This window comes from Sporosarcina sp. SAFN-010 (genome assembly GCF_059415065.1).
The window spans coordinates 177,546-196,700 of sequence record NZ_JBPFDS010000002.1; the positions used below are offsets into that span (position 1 = coordinate 177,546).

The window sequence follows — 19,155 nt, forward strand, 5'->3', positions numbered from 1 at the left end:
CCAATCATTAATTGCTAACAGGTTTCACTAATCCGTTCAGTAACTGGTCGGTTTGAAATTCAATATAGCCATCTAATGTATACATCCGTTTCAGTTCCCATCTGCGGAATGCCCACATTTGCCCTTGGATAACGATGTGGTGTGCGGCAAGTCCGATGCTATTTTTCGTGATGCGGAGCTCCCCAGCATCTGCGCATGCACGAAGCAGAGTTTCGAATAACCCTGTCATTCCACGTTCTTTTTCCAGCACATATTCGAGTGCATTTTTCGGCAGCGATTTGGATTCTTGATACATGACGACGAATTCATCAGACAAGTCATCGATGAGCCTGTAATAGACGTCGATTGCACGGGTGAGCCCGCCAATCGTCGCTTCTTCGTCCGCGATTCCCGAAAGACGGAGCTGCACTTCGTTGTAAATCGTGTCACAGACGAGGTACAGCACGTCTTCTTTCGTACGAATGTACTCGTAGAGCGTACCGATGCTGAATCCTGCTTCCTTTGCAATTTCACGTGTTGTGGAGCGGTGAAATCCTTTTTGTTTGAACAACCGGACAGCACCTTGGATAATCTGTTCTCGCCGTTTTTCGATTAAATCGCCATCTTTTACAGACGACTTTACTTGGTGTTTCAGTTCCATCATCTGACCCCCTTTTTACTTCGTCAGCATACGGGAGATGACGAGGCGTTGCACTTCTTGCGTGCCTTCATAGATTTGCGTGATTTTAGCATCGCGCATAAAGCGCTCGACTGGATAGTCTTTCGTATATCCATATCCACCATAGACTTGAACCGCTTCAGTAGTGACCTTCATCGCCGTGTCGCCCGCCATGAGTTTCGCCATTGCGGATGCTTTTCCGTATGGAAGGTTGTTGGACTCGAGCCATGCAGCTTGGTATGTCAATAGACGAGACGCTTCTGTCGCCGTCGCCATGTCTGCAAGTTTGAAACCAATCCCTTGGTTCGCAGCAATCGGCTTACCGAATTGTACACGCTCTTTTGCGTAACCCACCGCAGCGTCTACCGCACCTTGAGCGATTCCGACTGCTTGTGCAGCAATTCCGTTCCGTCCGCCATCGAGGGTTTTCATCGCGATGATGAAGCCTTGACCTTCTTCACCGAGCATGTTTTCTTTTGGCACACGGCAGTTGTCGAAGATGATTTCTGTTGTTGGTGATGAACGGATGCCGAGCTTTTTCTCCTTTTTCCCAACGGAGAAGCCTGGATAATCCGCTTCAACGATGAAGGCAGTCGTCCCTTTGTGCTTCGAGTCTGCGTCCGTGACTGCGAAGACGATGTAGATGTCAGCGATGCCACCGTTTGTGATGAAGATTTTTGAGCCATTTAAAATATAGTCGTCACCATCGAGTTTCGCAGTTGTTTTCATGCCCCCCGCGTCTGACCCTGATTGAGGTTCTGTCAGTCCATAAGCACCGATTTTTGAGCCTTCTGCCATAGGACGGAGATACTTCTGCTTCTGTTCTTCCGTTCCGTATTTGAACACCGGCCATCCAGCGAGCGATGTGTGCGCAGAAAGTGTGACGCCAGTTGACGCACAAACGCGTGACAATTCTTCGACTGCGATAACGTATGCGAGGTAGTCGCTACCGATGCCACCGTATTCTTCAGGCCAAGGAATTCCAGTGAGTCCGAGTTCCGCCATTTTTTTGAATAAATCCATGTCGAAGCGTTCTTCTTCGTCACGTTCAGCTGCTGTCGGTGCGACCTCGTTCTCTGCAAAGTCGCGGACCATTTTACGGATCATTTCGTGTTCTTCAGAAAGTGTAAAGTTCATGGTGAGTTCCTCTTTTCTATTGGATTCGTTGCTTGCTTGAGCGGATTTATGACTCGCTTGATCACTTTTCTTCTTGCTTGAGCGGATTCATGACTCGCTTGATCACTTTTCCTCTTGCTTGAGCGGATTCGTGGCTCGCTTGATCACTTTCCGCTTGCTTGAGCGGATTCATGACTCGCTTGATCACTTTTCCTCTTGCTTGAGCGGATTCGTGACTCGCTTGATCACTTTCCCTCTTGCTTGAGCGGATTTGCGGCTCGCTTGATTACTTTTCCTCTTACTTGAGCGGATTCGCGGCTCGCTTGATCAGATTATTTTAGTTGAAGAAAATAGCCTGCCAGGTTTGATTACCACTGTATCCTCACTGATCTGCTGGTTACTTCGTTAGGTGCTTGGAAATTACGATGCGTTGGATTTCGCTCGTACCTTCGTAGATTTGAGTGACTTTGGCGTCGCGGAAATAGCGCTCGACGGGATAGTCTTTCGTGTAGCCATAGCCACCGAATACTTGGACAGCTTCGATTGCGTTGTCCATCGCCGTTTGCGAGGCGAATAGTTTAGCCATGGATGCTTCTTGTGCGCATGATTTGCCTTCAGCACGAAGTTGAGCTGCTCGGTAAACGAGTAAGCGCGCGGCTTCTGTAGCGGTTGCCATGTCGGCAATTTTGAAGCCGATTCCTTGATTTGCAGCGATTGGTTTGCCGAATTGGACACGTTCTTTTGCATAGTCAGTAGCAGCTTCAAGTGCGGCTTCTGCGATGCCAAGTGCTTGTGCCGCGATGCCGATTCGTCCGACATCGAGGTTTGCCATGGCGATTTTGAAGCCTGCATTTTCCTCACCCAGCAAATTTGCTTCAGGTACAAGCATATCTTCGAATGTGAGCTGGACGGTACGAGAGCCGTGCATGCCCATTTTGTCTTCATTTTTCCCGATAATTAAACCAGGAGTATCACCATCTACGATGAACGCCGAAATGCCATATGATCCTTTGGATGGATCCGTTGCGGCGAAGACAATGTAAACGTCCGCTTCCCCGCCATTTGTGATAAACACTTTCGAGCCGTTTAGGACGTAACCGCCATCCTTTTTCACTGCGCGTGTTTTAAGGGACCCTGCGTCCGAGCCCGATGCAGGTTCTGTCAGACAGAATGCGCCGAGTAATTCGCCAGCTGCCATTCTTTTCAAGTATCGTTCTTTTTGTTCTTCTGTCCCGAAGTAAAGAATCGGGTTGGTACCTACGGATGTATGTACAGAAAGAATGACTCCGACAGTTGCATGCACTTTCGAAAGTTCGTGGATTGCACTAATGTACGAGACGAAATCCATACCAGCACCACCGTACTCTTCAGGAACGGTAATCCCCATGAGTCCGAGTTCGCCCATCTTTTTGAGGATTTCTGTCGGGAATTCATCCGCCTCCATATTAGGTATAAATGGTTCGATTTCCGCTTTGGCAAAATCCTTTACCAGTTTGCGCATCATCTGTTGTTCTTCGGTGAAATGGAAATCCATAAGTTAGTCCCCTTTTATGAGTACGAGTAGAAGCCCCGCCCTGATTTTTTGCCAAGCCATCCAGCGTTTACATATTTACGAAGCAATGCACACGGGCGATATTTCGGATCGCCATAGCCTTCTTGCAGCGTTTCCATAATGTACAAGCATGTGTCGAGTCCGATGAAATCTGCGAGTTGAAGAGGGCCCATTGGATGGTTCATCCCGAGTTTCATCACTTCGTCGATCGCTTCTTTCGTTGCGACACCTTCTTGAAGTGTGAAAATCGCTTCATTGATCATCGGCATAAGGACACGGTTTGCAACGAATCCCGGATAGTCGTTCACTTCCACAGGTACTTTACCAAGTTTGTTCGTCATGTCCTCCACAGCTTGATACACTTCGTCTGATGTGGATAAACCACGGATGATTTCGACGAGTTTCATGACTGGTACTGGGTTCATGTAGTGCATGCCGATGACGTGTTCCGGACGTTTCGTTGCCGCTGCGATTTCTGTGATGGGCAATGATGATGTGTTCGTCGCAAGAATTGTATGAGACGGCGCAATTTCGTCCAGTTGTTTGAAAATCGATTTTTTGATGTCCATGTTTTCTACTGCCGCTTCGATGACAATATCGACGTTTTGTGCATCATTGATATCCAGTGATTTCGTGATGCGACCAAGGACAGCTTGTTTTTCATCTTCTGTCATTCGTTGTTTTTCAACATTGCGAGCTAGATTTTTCTCGATAACTTTGATGCCTTTTGCATATGATTCTTCTTTGACATCATTGAGTGTCACATTGAATCCTGCTTGCGCGCAAACTTGCGCGATGCCGCCGCCCATTTGTCCAGCGCCGATTACCATTACGTTTTGAATGTTCATGTATATTCATCCTTTCAGTTTCGTGTTTATTGGTAGTGTGAGCTTTTCCAGGTTCAGATGAATTTTTTTAATCTGGGATCCTCGAAATGCTCATAAACTCTCGATTCTGCTCATAAAACTCCGCACGCGGCGGAATCCAATTGCTCACTAACTCCACCCTGTCGCGCCAAGTGCTCTTAACCAATCAAAACCAAGATTAATTGGTGTGCTTCGCTTTGCAAAGCATTTTCTGTAGAGAGGAGAAGGCATTTGGCTCCTTCATTGAAGCCATACTTTGCCACTCTCGGAGATTGTGATCATAAATATCGAATTCCGCTCATAAACGCTAGATTGTGATCATAAATCTGCAATAACGCTCATAAATCTCGAAATGTGATCATAAAACCACAAAACTGCTCATAAAACCTGAAATGTGATCATAATCTTCGAATTCCGCTCATAAACTTCCCGCGCGACAGGTTTGCTCGCCTTGCTATTTATTGTTTAGGAACTTCAATCATAATCGCGTCGCCTTGGCCTCCGCCAGAGCAAATTGCTGCCACTCCGATTCCGCCACCACGGCGTTTGAGTTCGTAGGCAAGTGTCAAAATGATTCGGGCACCGCTAGCGCCGATTGGGTGACCGAGTGCGACTGCGCCGCCATTGACGTTCACTTTTTCTGGATCGAGTTTCGCAATATCTGAACTCGCGAGTGCAACGACAGCGAATGCTTCATTGATTTCAAATAGGTCGATTTCTTCAATCGATTTCCCTGTTTTCTCTAGGATTTCATTGATGACCAGTCCTGGGGTTTGTGGGAAGTTTTCCGGCTCCACTGCAACTTCTGCGTGACCAATCACCGTTGCGAGAACGTTTTTACCTTCTCGCGATGCTCGCTCGTCACTCATTAATACGAGTGCACATGCGCCGTCGTTTACACCAGGTGCGTTCCCCGCAGTGACGGATCCGTCTTTACCGAATGCCGGGCGAAGTTTCGCCAGCACTTCGAGTGACGTATCTTTTCGTGGTGCTTCGTCTGTATCAACGACAATCGGATGCCCTTTACGCTGAGGAATCTCAACGGGTGTGATTTCTTCAGCAAATAGTCCTTTTTCCATCGCAGTTACAGCAAGTTGATGACTGCGCAGCGCCCATTCGTCTTGACGTTCACGTGTCACGTTAAACGCTTCTGCTGTTGAGTTTCCGAACGTGCCCATGTGTACATTCCCTGGAGAGAACGAATCGGAAAGTCCGTCGTAAATCATTCCATCGACGAGTGTCGCATCGCCCATGCGTAATCCGAAACGACCTTTAGGCAAGTAATACGGCGCATTGGACATTGACTCCATGCCGCCTGCAACGATAACTTCTTCGTCTCCAAGTCTGATAAGCTGATCGCCGAGCGTCACACTGCGCATGCCGGATGCACAAACTTTGTTAATCGTTTCTGTTTTCACTTTCCACGGAAGTCCAGCTTTTGTCGCCGCTTGTCTTGATGGAATCTGTCCTTGTCCTGCTTGTAAAACAGTTCCAAAAATCACTTCGTCTACATCAGTTACTTCGACTCCCGAGCGTTCCAGAGCGGATTTAATCGCCGCTCCACCTAAATCACTTGCAGTGAGGGTTTGTAGTGCGCCACCCATTTTTCCAAAAGCAGTTCGTGCGCCGTCAATCAATACTGTTTTAACCATTTTCATCATCCTCCAGTTTTTGATAGCGTTTACATTCCGAGTTGCAAGGAGCGACTGAACGCTCGCTCGATAAGGCTCCATTAGAAAGGGGAAGCACTGGTGCTCCCCCTCGGTTTGATTTGTTTTATAATTCTGTTCTGTTCGACTGTCTTAATTGTAGGACAAATCTGTCAGTCTTGCAAACTTTATTATTGTAAAACAGGTTCCAGTTCAGTCTCTGATCCGTCTGCAATACCTTCACCGAATACAGAGCGTTCGAGAAGCTCTGCAATGTCATACGTTCCGACAGTTTCTTCCACTTCAATCGCTTTCGTTCCGTCAGACAACATCGTTAAGCAATACGGACACCCAGAAGAAATGATTCCTGGTGTCACTTCCATCGCTTGCTCCGTTCGAGCGACGTTGATGCGGTGACCTGCGTCTTCTTCCATCCACATGAGACCTCCACCGGCGCCACAGCACATGCCGTCTTGACGGTTTCGCTTCATCTCAACCAAGTTAACACCTGGAATGGATTTCAAAATTTCACGTGGTGCATCGTAAACGTCGTTGTAACGACCGAGGTAACACGAATCGTGGAACGTGATCGTTTCTTCGATTGCGTGTTGCGGTTTCAATCGGCCTTGTTGGACGAGTTCATGGAGCAGCTCAGTATGGTGATAAACTTCAGCAGTGAAGCCAAAGTCTGGATACTCGTTTTTAAAAATGTTGAATGCGTGCGGATCGATTGTAACAATCTTTTTCACTTCCGCTTTTTCGAATTCAGCGATGTTTGCAGTAGCAAGTTCTTGGAATAGGAATTCGTTTCCGAGACGACGCGGTGTGTCACCGGAGTTCTTTTCTTTATTGCCAAGAATTGCGAATGAAACCCCTGCTTCGTTCAACAAGTGAGCGAATGACAACGCGATTTTTTGTGAACGGTTGTCGAATGCCCCCATTGAGCCTACCCATAGCAAGTATTCGAATGATTCATCTGCTTTTTTCAGTTCTTTCACCGTTGGAATCTTAAGATCCGGACGTGCGTCACGCCAGTTCTCTTTCTCTTTACGGTTCAGTCCCCACGGATTACCTTGGCGTTCGATGTTGGTCATCGCGCGCTGTGCATCCGCATCCATTTTACCTTCCGTCATTACGAGGTAACGGCGAAGGTCTATTATTTTATCAACGTGCTCGTTCATAACTGGACATTGGTCTTCACAGTTACGGCACGTCGTACATGCCCAAATTTCTTCTTCAGTGATGACATCGCCAATCAAAGATGGATTGTAAATGTCGTCCATTGTTGCGCCTTCGAGACCAGCTGCAAGTGCGATCTGGTTCCCTTTTGTGTGACCAAACATGAAACTTGGCACCCAAGGTTTTTGTTTCGTTGTCAATGCACCTGTGTTCGTCAAGTTGTCGCGTAGTTTTGTGATCAAATCCATCGGTGACAGCATTTTCCCTGTTCCCGTGGCTGGACACATATTCGTACAGCGACCACATTCTACGCACGCATACAAGTCGATCATTTGAAGTTGTGTGAAGTCCGTGATTTTGCCGACGCCAAGTGTTGGCATTTCATCTTCATCTTCTATTTCTTCAAGCGCTTCAAAATCAATTGGCGCAAGTTTTCCACGACGGTCGAAACGCATCATGTACGTATTGACTGGTCCTGCGATCAAGTGTGCGTGCTTCGATTGCGGCACGTACACGAGGAATGTGAGCAATGTCAGCAAGTGAATCCACCATGCGACGAAGAAAATCGCTGCTGCAGCCGTTGGCGATAGGAAACTGAAAACGGTTGCAATTCCTGACGCCATAGGTTCTGTCCACGTCGTTGCGTGGCCATGCCAGATCATGTTCATACCGTTTGCAACGAGTGTAGAAATCATAAGGGATCCGATAAAGATGAGGACTAGCCCTGACTTCCAGCCACGCTTCAAGCGTGTTAGTTTTTCCATGTAACGACGGTAGAATGCCCAAACAACGGCTACGAGGATGACCGCAACAACAATCTCCTGGAAGAATGTGAAGAATGGATAGACCGGTCCAAATGGTAAGTGTGAATCCGGTTTCAATCCTTTCCAAATGAGGTCGATCGCTCCGAATTGAACGAGTAGGAATCCATAGAAAAACATAACGTGGATTGAGCCACTCTTTTTATCTTTCATTAGTTTCTTTTGTCCGAATACGTTCACCCAAACTTCTTTCAAGCGTTTTTGTACATTATTGTCAAAGTCTTCTTTTTGCCCGAGTCGGATGAATTGCGTGCGTGTTTTGATTAAATATGTAAACAGCGCCAGCCCATATGCGACGATGCCTAGGAATAAAACCCAATTGGCGATTAATAAAGGTGTCATGTTGTCCTCCCCTTTTTTTGTATGTAGTGAATGTTCTTACTAGTCTAGACGAATTGAGGCAATTTGTCGATGCGTTATTTACTAGTTTAAGATATGAATGAGCATTCAGTCAATGAAAATTTTGAAATGCTGGTGAATTCTGATGAAGTAATCATTTGATTGGGGATTAGTAAGTGGATTGCACTGAGTATGGTTCGTGGTGGTTGAAGGTTATGAGCACTTTTCGAGATTTATGAGCATTTTTTGGAGTTTATGATCACTTTGCAGGGTTTATGATCACTATCTTGTGTTTATGATCACTTTTGAAGTTTTATGAGCACTTTTTAGAGTTTATGATCACTATTCGTGATTTATGAGCACATTCTTCTAAATCTTGAGCGCAACCCAAGATTTGAACGATTACGGGAGTACAAGCCCGCACTAAACTAGCGGAGCGCTACCAATCAATCCCTTGAACTGAAGTTTGATGGCAATGAATTCTGCTAATGAAAGTATCCAGTGATGCAAGAGCACCCAACGGATTGAGCACTCTAGATATCATTCCAATGCACGTAGCGATGTACCCAAGATATGGTTAGTTTCTGCAAGTTGGGATGGATTGATTTGCAGCAGCACAACTGTCGAGGGGCCGGCTGAACAAGTTACGTCGAGTGGACTGGCCATCACGCAAGTCGTGTCCCCGGTAACTGCTTGCCATTCTGCCAAAATCCCGCTCGAACCAACTGGCCAAATTCGCTGGATGAGTCCATTACGACGCGCTTTGTCGAGTGAGGCAAGTGAAGCGATTTCAGATTCCCTTGTGAGTACCTCTTCACCTACTAGGGGTGTTCCATATGTATACCAGATTCCGTCTAAAACATTAGAATCGAAAGTCTGCCTGCCCATCAACGTTATCGCAACAGCCGATTGACTAAGCGACATATTCGTTTCGCTGCTGCCGCTGATTGGTGGCGACACTACACCGATTTCATCGAACACGTCACGAATCCCATCACAATACCGGTCCCAACTCGCGTCTCCACTGAAATTATGAAGCAACACAGCTTCCGGTTCCGCACCCGCCGCCCACTGTTCGAGGAGGGCGACGCGGGTCGCGAAACGTGCGGTAATCCGGTCTGGAACAGCAACGAGGTCATCCGTTTTCTCGCCGATGCCCCCAGAATTATCTGTTGTAACAATCCAGTCACCGAGCTGAATCGCATTCCGGTATGCGGTCATTCGCTTGCGCTATCCTTTTTGTCTTTAGCGCCTGTACGGAATACTTTTGCACTGCGGACGTATTCATTATCCGAAACGTTTGCTCGCTTGTTGACGATACGCGCTGCAACGAATAAGTAGTCCGATAGACGGTTCAAATAACGTTGGACTGTGCCTGGTACGTCTTCCTCATCCTTCATAAGTGTCACAGTAATCCGTTCTGCGCGGCGAGTGACTGTTCTACAGATATGAAGTGACGCAGCTGCGTGTGTTCCTCCTGGTAGGATGAATTTTTCGAGTGGCGGTGCTTCTTCCATCAGTTCGTCAATGCGCTGTTCGAGCACTTCGATTGGCTCATCCGATAGTTTGTAGTGGCGTTCTTTCATGACATTCGCGAGATCTCCTCCACCGTCGAACAATTCGTTCTGAACCGCTTCGAGGTCGTCAAAAATATCTCGACACGTTTCTAAATCCAGTTCCGTCATCGCTTTTCCGATGAATGAATTCAGTTCGTCGATTGTGCCATAGGCTTCGACGCGCAAGCTATCTTTGTCCACACGTCCTCCGATTAAACTTGTTTGACCTTTGTCCCCTGTTTTCGTATAAATTTTCATGAAATTCTCCCCTTTATTTCAGTTTTTGTGGAATGCCATACCAAATTCGTGTGACTCCCTCTGCCACTTTCATTAAATGCTGATTCAACCTGCCGCATGCATCGCGGAGTGCTCGTTCACGCGCATCCATCGGTACGATTCCTCTGCCAATGTCCGTAATGATGAGTGTTACGTTTTTTCCTAGTATGGCGTTGAGTAAATCATGAATGGCTTTTTCTTCATCGTCAAGTTGAGTAGCCATCCACTCTTCGATGTTGCATATCACAGCCGGTTGATGGTCAGGCAGCTCGTTCAACCGCGTCAATTCAAGAGGCGTTTCATCCCCAAACCATCTAGCTTCTGCAGGCATCATTGCCCGGACAAATTTCCGTTTTCCGTTAGCCGATCCACCGATAACGATGTGCATCGCTGTCCCTCCTTCCACTGTTCCTCTGAATCCCAGTGAAACCTGTAGATTGCACCATGCGGGACGGACCATGACCAGAATTCACGTTGTTGTGGAGCAAATCGTGTTAGTAACAACCGGATTGGACCGCCGTGCGTAATGAGTTGCGCACCTGAAGGCAATTGTTGAAACGCCTCAAGTACTCGCGTTTCTACTTGTCTCAACGATTCTCCTCCAGGAGGTGCAATCGTCGTCGGATTCTCCACCCAACTTCGGTAATGATCATTCTTTTCAAGCTGTGCATACGTTTTCCCTTCAAATTCACCGAAATTACATTCTCGGTACCGGGCATCTGCTAAATAAGTCGCGTTCGGAAACAGCAATGCAGCGGTTTGTCGCGTTCTCAATAAATCACTTCCGTAAACTGCGACACGCTCGATATCAAACGGCCTTACAGTAACAGGAACAATCGGTTCGTCCGTCCACCCAACGTATTGTCGTTTTCCATTTCCAACTGTCGGCAAGTGACGGATTACAATGAACTCAACACTGCGATCCATAGCACAACCTCCATTCCTTCAATGAACGCACCGCTTAAATCACCAGTGACGCCTCCAAAATTACGAACGGTCCACGATCGATACAGTAAGAGTGAAAGGCCGATTACACTCGCAATAACCACCGGCAGAATAGTAGTCTCCAAAACAATTCCGATGGCAATTAACCCAGCCACCATGCACACAATTGTCCAGCTAATGAGCGGACCGCGATTCAGTTTTTCAAGAAAGAAATGCGCCATGCCGCTTTCTTTTGCAGGTTTGGTGGAGACAAAGTAGAGGACCATTGCGCTTCGTGCGAAAAATGGAACTGCAACGAGGACGCAAACACTTGCTTGACTCGTTGCGATTAATTCCTGCAGTAACGCGAACTTTAAGAGGATGAATACGATTAACCCAAGCGTACCGAATGCGCCAATTCGGGGGTCACCCAAAATTTCATGACGGCGTTTTTGATCACGATAAGAAAAGTAAGCATCACTCGTATCTGCAACGCCATCCAAATGCAATCCACCCGTGAGAGCAATTCCAACAACTAGCGCAAGAACGCTTGCAAGAAGTGACCCGAATCCAAACCAGTCACTTAAAAAAATACTCGCAGTCATTGCAAGGCCGATCAATGCACCTACAAACGGTAACGCACCATACATCGCCGTGATATGACGCCGTTCCATCGGCAGTTCTTTTCGGATCGGAATGCTTGTAAAAAACTGAAGTGCTAGTAGAATTCCGTTCATCGACACGCCTCTTCTATTCCGATAATCCCTTTCATCAATGGCCAGTCGATATGCTGACGGACGTGTTCAGACCATGCTTCATAAAGATCTATCCCACTCGGTGCTAGTGTTTTAGGTCTCGGGGTATCTTCTTCAGCAATTCCGTGATCGGGTTTGTATGGCAGTACTCCCAATACCGGAATCCCTGTGTAGGATTCGATAAATTCAACACCCTCTTGAAATCCCTCGGGATCACCTTTGAATTTATTAATAATTATCGCCTTCACACGATTTCGTTCGGATGGTTGTAGCAATTCGAGGGTACCGACAATTGCCGCAAAAACACCGCCACGATCGATGTCCGCAACGAGAACGACGGGAACATCCGCCAGTTCGGCAACCCGCATGTTTACAATGTCTCGAGCGAGTAAATTCATCTCCACTGGACTTCCCGCACCTTCAATAACAATCGCTTCGAACGAGTCATTTAAAGAATCGAGTGAACGTCCAATCGCTTGGATCGCCTGCTCGTAATACACATCCCGATAGGCCATGCCACTAACGGGTTTAAGGCGTTCACCACAGAACGTCCCTGTCAGAGTTCCGTCTCCTCCAGGCTGTAAGATGATCGGGTTCATGTCGGCCGTTGGTTCTGTTCGAGCAGCTTCTGCTTGGATAAATTGCGCCCTGCTGATTGGTATTCCGTTTATTGCGCGTTCAGTATAAGGGGATAAATTCTGGGACTTAAACGGCGCCACACGTATACCTTCATTCGCAAGCAATCGGCATAGCGCTGTACAAACAAGGCTTTTCCCAACGTCTGAAGCAGTTCCCATGACCATGATTCCTTTCATCCTTGCGTCCCCCTTTGTTTATGAACAATCGGCAAACCACTATCCATTTCAATTGCGGCATCTGCTTTCGCAACGATTGCTTGGTGCAATGTACCAAGTGTTTGTGTATACGTACGAGTGATTTCCTCTGTCTTTAGTGGTTCATCGAACACTTCGTTTGAAACGATGACAAGTTGGTTCGTGCAGTTTTGGATACGCTCGATTGTATCTAGCAACGTAGTAATCTTCTGATTCATACACTCCGGCTTCAAAATACAGGGCGTTCCGGTTTCCCAGCCTGCAAATGTTTCGTTTCCTAGCCACGTCGTTACGCAGTCCCAGAGTACATGGTCGTCCGGTTGTAAGTTAGGTAACACTTGCTCAAGATGAGTTGGCTGCTCAATCGTTGTCCAGCCATCATCAGCTCGGTCCGTCTGATGACGTGCAATCCGCTGTGCCATTTCGTCGTCGGTTGCTTTACCGGATGCGATGTATACGAGCCGGCCACCTGTCTGTTTTGCTTCCGTTCGAACAAGCTGTTCAGCGTAAGCGCTTTTTCCACTTCGAACTCCTCCACTAATGAACGTCAGTGTGCCCTCCTTTTTATCCAAAAGAGGTACTAATGCATTGCGCAATATCTCCATGGCGCTAGCAGATTTCATGCCAATACGGAGCCAACGTCCACCTAGTCCCTTGAAGTTTTCGGTATGGCGAACCACGATGCCTTGTGTGAGCAGACTATTGAAAACATTTTGTGCCGCTATATTTACAGGGGGCTTGAATAGAATGAAGTTCGCGACAGAATCGATGACTTTGCAACCGTGTGCTGTTAAAAAGTTGGTCATCTTCAAGCGTTCTTCAGTTGCTTGCAGGATCGCACGCTCGCGGTAGTCTGCTTGCTGTAGACAAATCGTCCCGAGCTGTGCCGCAATCGCGTTGATGTTCCAATGAGGTGCACTTCGTTTGATAGCGTCAATACGATCAGGATGTGCGACCGCATACCCAAGTCGGATTCCTGGAATGGCGTACAATTTCGTCATCGAGCGGACGACAATCAGATTCGAGTAATTCTTGACTTCCGGAATGAATGACAAGTTTTCATCCACCCAATCAATGAATGCTTCGTCCAAAATGACGTCGCAGGAAACCGTAGCCGCATGTTGAATGAGCGAGTCTAATTCCGTTCGGTTCGGCAAAACGCCTGTCGGATTGTTCGGCGTGCATATGTATAGGACGTCCGCTATATCCATTGCGATTATAAGTTCTTCAATTGGTAACGCGAACCCGTTTTCTTCGCTCGCTTGGACATGTGTAATGCTCGCACCCGCTGCGGTTAATGTTGCTTCGTATTCGGAGAATGTTGGATGGACTAGGATAGCTCGTTTTCCCCGGTATCGATTGGCGACGAGTGAGAGAATTTCTGCAGCTCCATTGCCGAGAACAAGTTGCTCATCCCCGATCCCGTGAAACTCTGCGACTGCTGAGCGGAACGGTTCACCGTTCGGATCCGGATAGCGAGAAATCTTTGGAAGAAGCTCGTTCCAGCCTGTTTGAATCGCTTCAGGTGGGCCTGCGGGATTACAGTTTTCGCTAAAATCGAGCACTTCCAACGGCTGCTTGAGATTCAGTGTTTCGTATAGCTTGTGCGGGTTCGCTCCATGGTTAGGCAATGGCATAGATAATCCCTCCGATGATGATGCCAAGCGCCCAAACGCCGTATGCTGCGCGTTTTAGTTGGACGAGTGTTTGATTGATATGGATGGCGGTGAGTTTCTGCAAGTTCGGACCAAACTTTGGTCGGCGAGATGCGATACCTTTATATATATTTGTACCACCAAGTTGGACGCCAAGTTGCCATGCGGTAGCCGCTTCCAAATAGCCACTGTTCGGACTCGGGTGCTTCTTTGCATCCATTCGCCAGCCTTCGAATCGCTCGCGAAGTGGTATGCCTCCTTTATTCGGCGAAAGAATGACAATGAGAAAGCCTGTTATTCTCGCTGGAATGTAGTTCAGGACGTCGTCGGCACGTGCAGATGCCGTTCCGAATTCGCGATAGCGGTCATCTTTGTAACCGACCATCGAGTCCAATGTATTCACTGCTTTGTACAACCACAACCCTGGAGCTCCGAGAATGAAAGCGAAAAAAAGGGGCGCAGTGACACCATCCGAGATGTTTTCTGAGACCGTTTCTACGACGCCTCGCGTGACTTCGGATTCGTTCAATTCATGCGTATCTCTTCCTACGATCCACGACAACTTTTTGCGCGCTTCTTTCATGTCGCCTGCTTCAAGGGGCATTGATACGTCGAGCGCTGCGGTGCGCAAACTTTTTTGGGCGAGACCGATTGCGATGAATATACTTTCAGTTGCAACACCGACTGCTGGATGCCACCAATAAGCTGCGACTGTCAAGATTGCAAAGAGTAAGAATGTCGGCAATACGACAAGAACTAGCAGGACAGCCCCTTTCGCAGTGCGTTTGCTCCCTTTGTTCAGCAAGTTTGTGAGTTTCGTGACATACGTTCCGAGCCAACGAACAGGGTGTGGCCAGTTTGGGGGATCACCGATGAGCTGGTCTAGATAGAATCCGAGTGTGACGGCGAGTAGATGCGCTAAAATCAGCCCTTCCATCCCTTCGCCTCCTTGTAAGTCTGGATGGCGCGGATCGTGCATTCATAGACCCCAGTCCCGATCAATTTACCGAGTGGTGTGATGGGTCCTGCATAAGGGAGTTCTGGTCCTATTTGTGTTGCTGCAACGAGTAAACTATCCGTCGACGTTCCAGTTGCTTGAGTTCCCGTTAGCGGATCAAGCACCTTTTCCGTCTGAAGCGCACGTGTTTTCGCTTCAGTTGAGGTAATCATCGCTTGGATGAATGCCTCATCGGAAAGCCGACCGTTGACGATAATCCAAGTGTTAATGGTGCCGACACGCGCTTCCCTTTCTCGTGCTTTTGAGACGTCGACTGCATTTCCGACGCCTGCTGTGACAGCGATGACGATTGAAATTCCTTCATCTGCAAAACTAGCAATTTCAGCGTGTAGTGTTTGGACAGCAGTCATCATGCCGACTGTATCCGTTAGGTGATGACCCCGTTTTTCAAGATAGTCTTCCATTTCCTTTTTCACGTCATCGCAATCATAATTTGCATCGACATGGCGATTGACGAACGTTGTGTACCAGCCAGTTCCCGGATTATGTACCGCGGATGAAACCGTTTTAAGTGATTGTGGTGCGTGAAATTGCACGCTATCTGCTGTGACGGTGAACTGGGTTTCATCCACAACGAGAGGCGCTTCTACACTACCATTCATGGATGGTAACAACGTCATTTGTGGTTTTGGTAATTCCGGATGGGCTTGCGTTTTGACAGCAGCTTTGTAGACGGAATGGATAATCGATTCCCGCACGACGTCTTGCGGCGAACCGATTTTTGCGATTTCGCCGTTTTCCATGAGGAGTAATCGGTCGCAATAGAGCGCCGCTAAGTTGACATCATGGAAGACGGAAACGACGGTTTTCCCTTCGTCTACTGCGAGACTTCTGACGGTGTCGAGCAATTGTTGCTGATACGCGATGTCCAGATGGTTTGTGGGTTCATCCAACAACAAAAGCGGGGCTTGCTGAGCTAAAGCTTGCGCGACAAAGACTCGCTGCTGTTCTCCTCCTGATAACGATTCGATCAGAGTGTTTTCATAGCGTGTAACACCTGTACGTTCCATTGCATGGGTTACAGCTTCTTCGTCTTCAGCTGTCCACGAGGAGAACAGCCCCGTTTGGTACGGGTAGCGCCCGAGTTCAACAGTTGCCTTGACAGTATGCGAAAATGCATGTGCGTGCATTTGTGGAAGTACTGCAACGTTGCGTGCAAATTCTTTAGGTGAGTAACTATCTGCATCTCTGTCCGCGATTTTAACGGTTCCTGCTTGTTTCGGTAGGATGCCTGAAATCATTTTTAGAAGTGTCGATTTCCCACTTCCGTTTGGTCCGAGAATGCCAAGTATTTCCCCAGGTTGTACGTCGAATGACACGTTTTTTACGATTAGTTCTTTGCCATATCCACCAGTTAACCCTTGTACGTGCAACATCACGCAGTCCCCCCTTTCCGTTGTCGATAAAAGATAAATGCAAATACCGGCGCGCCGATGAATGCGGTGATGACGCCAACGGGTAGTTCTGTCGGCGAAATAATCGTACGGGCAATGAGGTCACAAATGATGAGTAACGTTGCCCCATTCATGAACGATAGTGTGAGTAGATGACGATGGTCAGATCCCCAAAGTAGGCGTGTCATATGGGGTACGACGAGTCCTACGAAACCGATTGTACCGGAAACGGATACTGCTGCACCCGTTAGGATCGAGCCCCCGATTAAGATGACGAGTTTTCGTCGTTTGACGTCCACGCCTAAGTGCTTCGCCCGGTCTTCCCCGAATAGCATCGCGTTTAGCTCTCTGCGGTTCATCCATAGAAGAAACGAACCAATGATGGTGTACGGGAGAATCATGTTGATGTAATTCCAGCCTTTCATCGAAACACTGCCGAGTAGCCAGCTAATGATTTGACGCAACTCTTCACCTGTAAGCGCAATCATTAGTGATAGTACGGAGCCGAGGAATGAGCCGAAAATGATCCCAGTTAAAATGATGGTTTCCATGTTGAGACCGCGATCGACGAGTTTGGCGAATCCGAGAACGACAAACATCGTAATTGCGGCACCCACCATACTGAAAACAGGGAGTGTGTAGAGACCAAGGAATGGAATGCTAATGCCAAAAAAGAGTGTCATCACAGCACCTACAGAGGCGCCGGATGACACTCCGAGGGTGTATGGATCTGCAAGCGGGTTTTTAAGTAACCCTTGGAATGCAGCACCAGCAATGGCAAGTGACGCACCGACGAGTCCAGCTAGGATGACGCGCGGCATTCTGATTTTCCATAAAATATTGGTCGCCGTCGTATCTGCTCCTTGGTTCCATAATGTGCTGATCGGCACGTGGACAGATCCGATAGATACACCGAGACCAACTGCCGTTAAAAGGACGGCAGCTGAAACGATGTAGGCGATCAGTGGTTTTCTCACTTAAATGCCTCAGGATAGACTGCTTTTGCGACTTCTTCAAGTCCTTCAGCAAGACGTGGACCTGTTCGGCTAGTTAAGTTTGAGTCGACTTGTACAACTTGGTCTTCTTTGACAGCTGTAATGTCAGCGAAGCCGTCACGCTTTTTGACGCTGTTGATAACGTCAGGTGTGTAGTCATGCATGATGACCATGACGTCCGGATTTTGTTTAACGATTTCTTCAGGGCTAATCATGATCCATCCTTCTTCTGTCACGACGTTTTCAGCGCCAATCTTGTCGAGGATTTCTTGCATGAATGTATTTTTACCAGGTACGTAGATTTCAGGTACGTCAGATGTTTCTACAATGACACGTTTAGGAGTTTCAATGTCGGCAGTTTTCGCAACGACTTCCTCGACTTTCGCTTTCATGTCTTCAACGACTTTTGTCGCTTCTTCTGATTTGCCAGTTGCTTCGCCAATTGCTTCGATTGTGCTGTACGTTTCGTCGAAGTTCATCGCATTTTTCACGATGTAAACGGGAATTCCAGCATCGCGGATTTGTTGGTAACCAGCTTCAGAACCAGGAAGTGACATTTCGTGTCCGAATACCATTTCTGGATTCATAGAGATGATTTTTTCGATATTGAGGTTCATGTCACCGATTTTTTCTTTTTGTGTTGCGTCTTCCGGGAAATCTGAATAATCATCGACTGCAACGATTTCGTCGTCGAGTCCAAGTGCAAAGAGAATTTCCGTGTTGCTTGGAAGTGTAGAAATGATTGTTTCTGGTGCTTTTTCAAGTGTGATTTCTACGCCAGTAGCATCTTTTATTGTCATTGGGAAGGTAGCGGCGTCGGCATCTTCACTTGCTTCTGAATCGGATCCGTTTTCTTTGTCGGACTGCTCAGTTGTTGCTGCGTTGTTATCTGTTCCTTTGTCTTTGTTGTCGTCTGCTCCACCACAAGCGGTTAGAAGCAGGACAGCAAGTACGGCTGTAAGCCACAGTTGCCACATTTTTTTCATGATTTGTTTTCCCCCTATTTTGTCCAAACAAAAATCCCCCATTGTGTATATGGAGGATGAGCGCATTGGAAATGAGGCGGACTTCGCCAAATTTCACCATGTCTATCCTCGTAGATCTCGGGTGATTACCGAAAATAGGCAGGTCTCCTGGCTTGTGCTTTGACGCTCATTGCGCGCCTTCCCGAAAGTTTTTCCGGGGGCTTTGGCAGATAAGCTAGCACGTACAGTGGCGGGACCGCGCCGGATTGAAACCGGCTTCCCTTTTAACCCCGATTGCTCAAGGCACCTTTTTCGTGTTTGTTATGTAATTTGATACATTCCTATTATACAGAAGTGTCTGGAAATGTCGAGAGGGTGCTGGCGAATATTGTCATGTTGTGTGGATGGTGGAAGTTTTGAGTTGGACGACACTCATGGCGATTTGTCCTACACTGACGGGGGTTTCTCGAACACTCAGGCTGAGTTCTCCGACACATATGGTCATTTCTCCATCACTTAGCGAAGTTTCTCGATAACGGGACACAATTCAACGTAGTCTAAGGGATTTATTGGGGGCGCTTCGCTTGTTTCTAAACTGTAGCTT

Annotated in this window: 18 protein-coding genes and 1 riboswitch; all 18 genes read right to left on the minus strand. The window is 47.5% G+C overall.

The window, feature by feature from the left end; translation table 11 throughout:
• Positions 1-7: 7 nt before the first annotated feature.
• The 18 genes from ACR65F_RS03775 to ACR65F_RS03860 all read right to left on the minus strand — a co-directional run bounded on the left by ACR65F_RS03775 (position 8) and on the right by ACR65F_RS03860 (position 18,572).
• Positions 8-640 carry a TetR/AcrR family transcriptional regulator gene (locus tag ACR65F_RS03775; protein ID WP_440503333.1) on the minus strand — a complete coding sequence of 211 codons (633 nt, stop codon included), beginning with the start codon at positions 638-640 and terminating at the stop codon, positions 8-10.
• A gap of 15 nt (positions 641-655) precedes the next feature.
• On the minus strand, positions 656-1,795 hold the full coding sequence (locus tag ACR65F_RS03780) for an acyl-CoA dehydrogenase (protein WP_440503334.1): 1,140 nt from the start codon (positions 1,793-1,795) through the stop codon (positions 656-658).
• 61 nt (positions 1,796-1,856) lie between these two features.
• Positions 1,857-1,982, minus strand: a complete 126-nt coding sequence (locus ACR65F_RS03785) for a hypothetical protein (RefSeq protein WP_440503335.1) — start codon at positions 1,980-1,982, stop codon at positions 1,857-1,859.
• Positions 1,983-2,171: 189 nt separating this feature from the next.
• On the minus strand, positions 2,172-3,308 hold the full coding sequence (locus ACR65F_RS03790) for an acyl-CoA dehydrogenase (RefSeq protein WP_440503336.1): 1,137 nt from the start codon (positions 3,306-3,308) through the stop codon (positions 2,172-2,174).
• Between the two features lie 14 nt (positions 3,309-3,322).
• Positions 3,323-4,174: a 3-hydroxybutyryl-CoA dehydrogenase gene (locus ACR65F_RS03795; RefSeq protein ID WP_440503337.1), complete on the minus strand. Its 852-nt coding sequence runs from the start codon at positions 4,172-4,174 to the stop codon at positions 3,323-3,325.
• Positions 4,175-4,650: 476 nt separating this feature from the next.
• A complete protein-coding gene (locus tag ACR65F_RS03800) occupies positions 4,651-5,844 on the minus strand; it encodes an acetyl-CoA C-acetyltransferase (protein ID WP_440503338.1) in 1,194 nt (397 codons plus the stop codon).
• 188 nt (positions 5,845-6,032) lie between these two features.
• Complete coding sequence (locus ACR65F_RS03805) at positions 6,033-8,183, minus strand: heterodisulfide reductase-related iron-sulfur binding cluster (protein ID WP_039044513.1); 2,151 nt, start codon at positions 8,181-8,183, stop codon at positions 6,033-6,035.
• A 537-nt stretch (positions 8,184-8,720) separates the two neighbouring features.
• Positions 8,721-9,401 (minus strand): alpha-ribazole-5-phosphate synthase, encoded by a 681-nt coding sequence (locus ACR65F_RS03810; protein ID WP_440503339.1) that lies wholly within the window; start codon positions 9,399-9,401, stop codon positions 8,721-8,723.
• Positions 9,398-9,994: a cob(I)yrinic acid a,c-diamide adenosyltransferase gene (locus tag ACR65F_RS03815; protein WP_440503340.1), complete on the minus strand. Its 597-nt coding sequence runs from the start codon at positions 9,992-9,994 to the stop codon at positions 9,398-9,400. Before ACR65F_RS03815 ends, ACR65F_RS03810 begins: the two co-directional genes overlap by 4 nt.
• 13 nt (positions 9,995-10,007) lie before the next feature.
• Positions 10,008-10,400, minus strand: coding sequence for a bifunctional adenosylcobinamide kinase/adenosylcobinamide-phosphate guanylyltransferase (locus ACR65F_RS03820; RefSeq protein ID WP_440503341.1), 393 nt, complete (start codon positions 10,398-10,400; stop codon positions 10,008-10,010).
• Positions 10,343-10,939, minus strand: coding sequence for a histidine phosphatase family protein (locus tag ACR65F_RS03825; RefSeq protein WP_440503342.1), 597 nt, complete (start codon positions 10,937-10,939; stop codon positions 10,343-10,345). Before ACR65F_RS03825 ends, ACR65F_RS03820 begins: the two co-directional genes overlap by 58 nt.
• Positions 10,912-11,673, minus strand: coding sequence for an adenosylcobinamide-GDP ribazoletransferase (gene cobS / locus ACR65F_RS03830; RefSeq protein ID WP_440503343.1), 762 nt, complete (start codon positions 11,671-11,673; stop codon positions 10,912-10,914). Before cobS ends, ACR65F_RS03825 begins: the two co-directional genes overlap by 28 nt.
• A complete protein-coding gene (locus ACR65F_RS03835) occupies positions 11,670-12,506 on the minus strand; it encodes a cobyric acid synthase (RefSeq protein ID WP_440503344.1) in 837 nt (278 codons plus the stop codon). The genes cobS and ACR65F_RS03835 overlap by 4 nt, the downstream gene beginning before the upstream one ends.
• Entirely contained in the window at positions 12,503-14,161 is a 1,659-nt protein-coding gene (locus ACR65F_RS03840; protein WP_440503345.1) for a bifunctional adenosylcobinamide kinase/adenosylcobinamide-phosphate guanylyltransferase, read from the minus strand. The genes ACR65F_RS03835 and ACR65F_RS03840 overlap by 4 nt, the downstream gene beginning before the upstream one ends.
• The gene (cbiB, locus tag ACR65F_RS03845) at positions 14,148-15,116 is read right to left on the minus strand and encodes an adenosylcobinamide-phosphate synthase CbiB (protein ID WP_440503346.1); all 969 of its coding nucleotides are present in this window, start codon (positions 15,114-15,116) and stop codon (positions 14,148-14,150) included. Before cbiB ends, ACR65F_RS03840 begins: the two co-directional genes overlap by 14 nt.
• Positions 15,104-16,573, minus strand: a complete 1,470-nt coding sequence (locus ACR65F_RS03850) for an adenosylcobinamide amidohydrolase (RefSeq protein WP_440503439.1) — start codon at positions 16,571-16,573, stop codon at positions 15,104-15,106. Before ACR65F_RS03850 ends, cbiB begins: the two co-directional genes overlap by 13 nt.
• Positions 16,573-17,553 (minus strand): FecCD family ABC transporter permease, encoded by a 981-nt coding sequence (locus tag ACR65F_RS03855; RefSeq protein WP_440503440.1) that lies wholly within the window; start codon positions 17,551-17,553, stop codon positions 16,573-16,575. The genes ACR65F_RS03850 and ACR65F_RS03855 overlap by 1 nt, the downstream gene beginning before the upstream one ends.
• A gap of 11 nt (positions 17,554-17,564) precedes the next feature.
• Positions 17,565-18,572, minus strand: a complete 1,008-nt coding sequence (locus ACR65F_RS03860) for an ABC transporter substrate-binding protein (RefSeq protein WP_440503347.1) — start codon at positions 18,570-18,572, stop codon at positions 17,565-17,567.
• A 120-nt stretch (positions 18,573-18,692) separates the two neighbouring features.
• A riboswitch (cobalamin riboswitch) is annotated at positions 18,693-18,877 on the minus strand.
• Between the last annotated feature and the right edge of the window lie 278 nt (positions 18,878-19,155).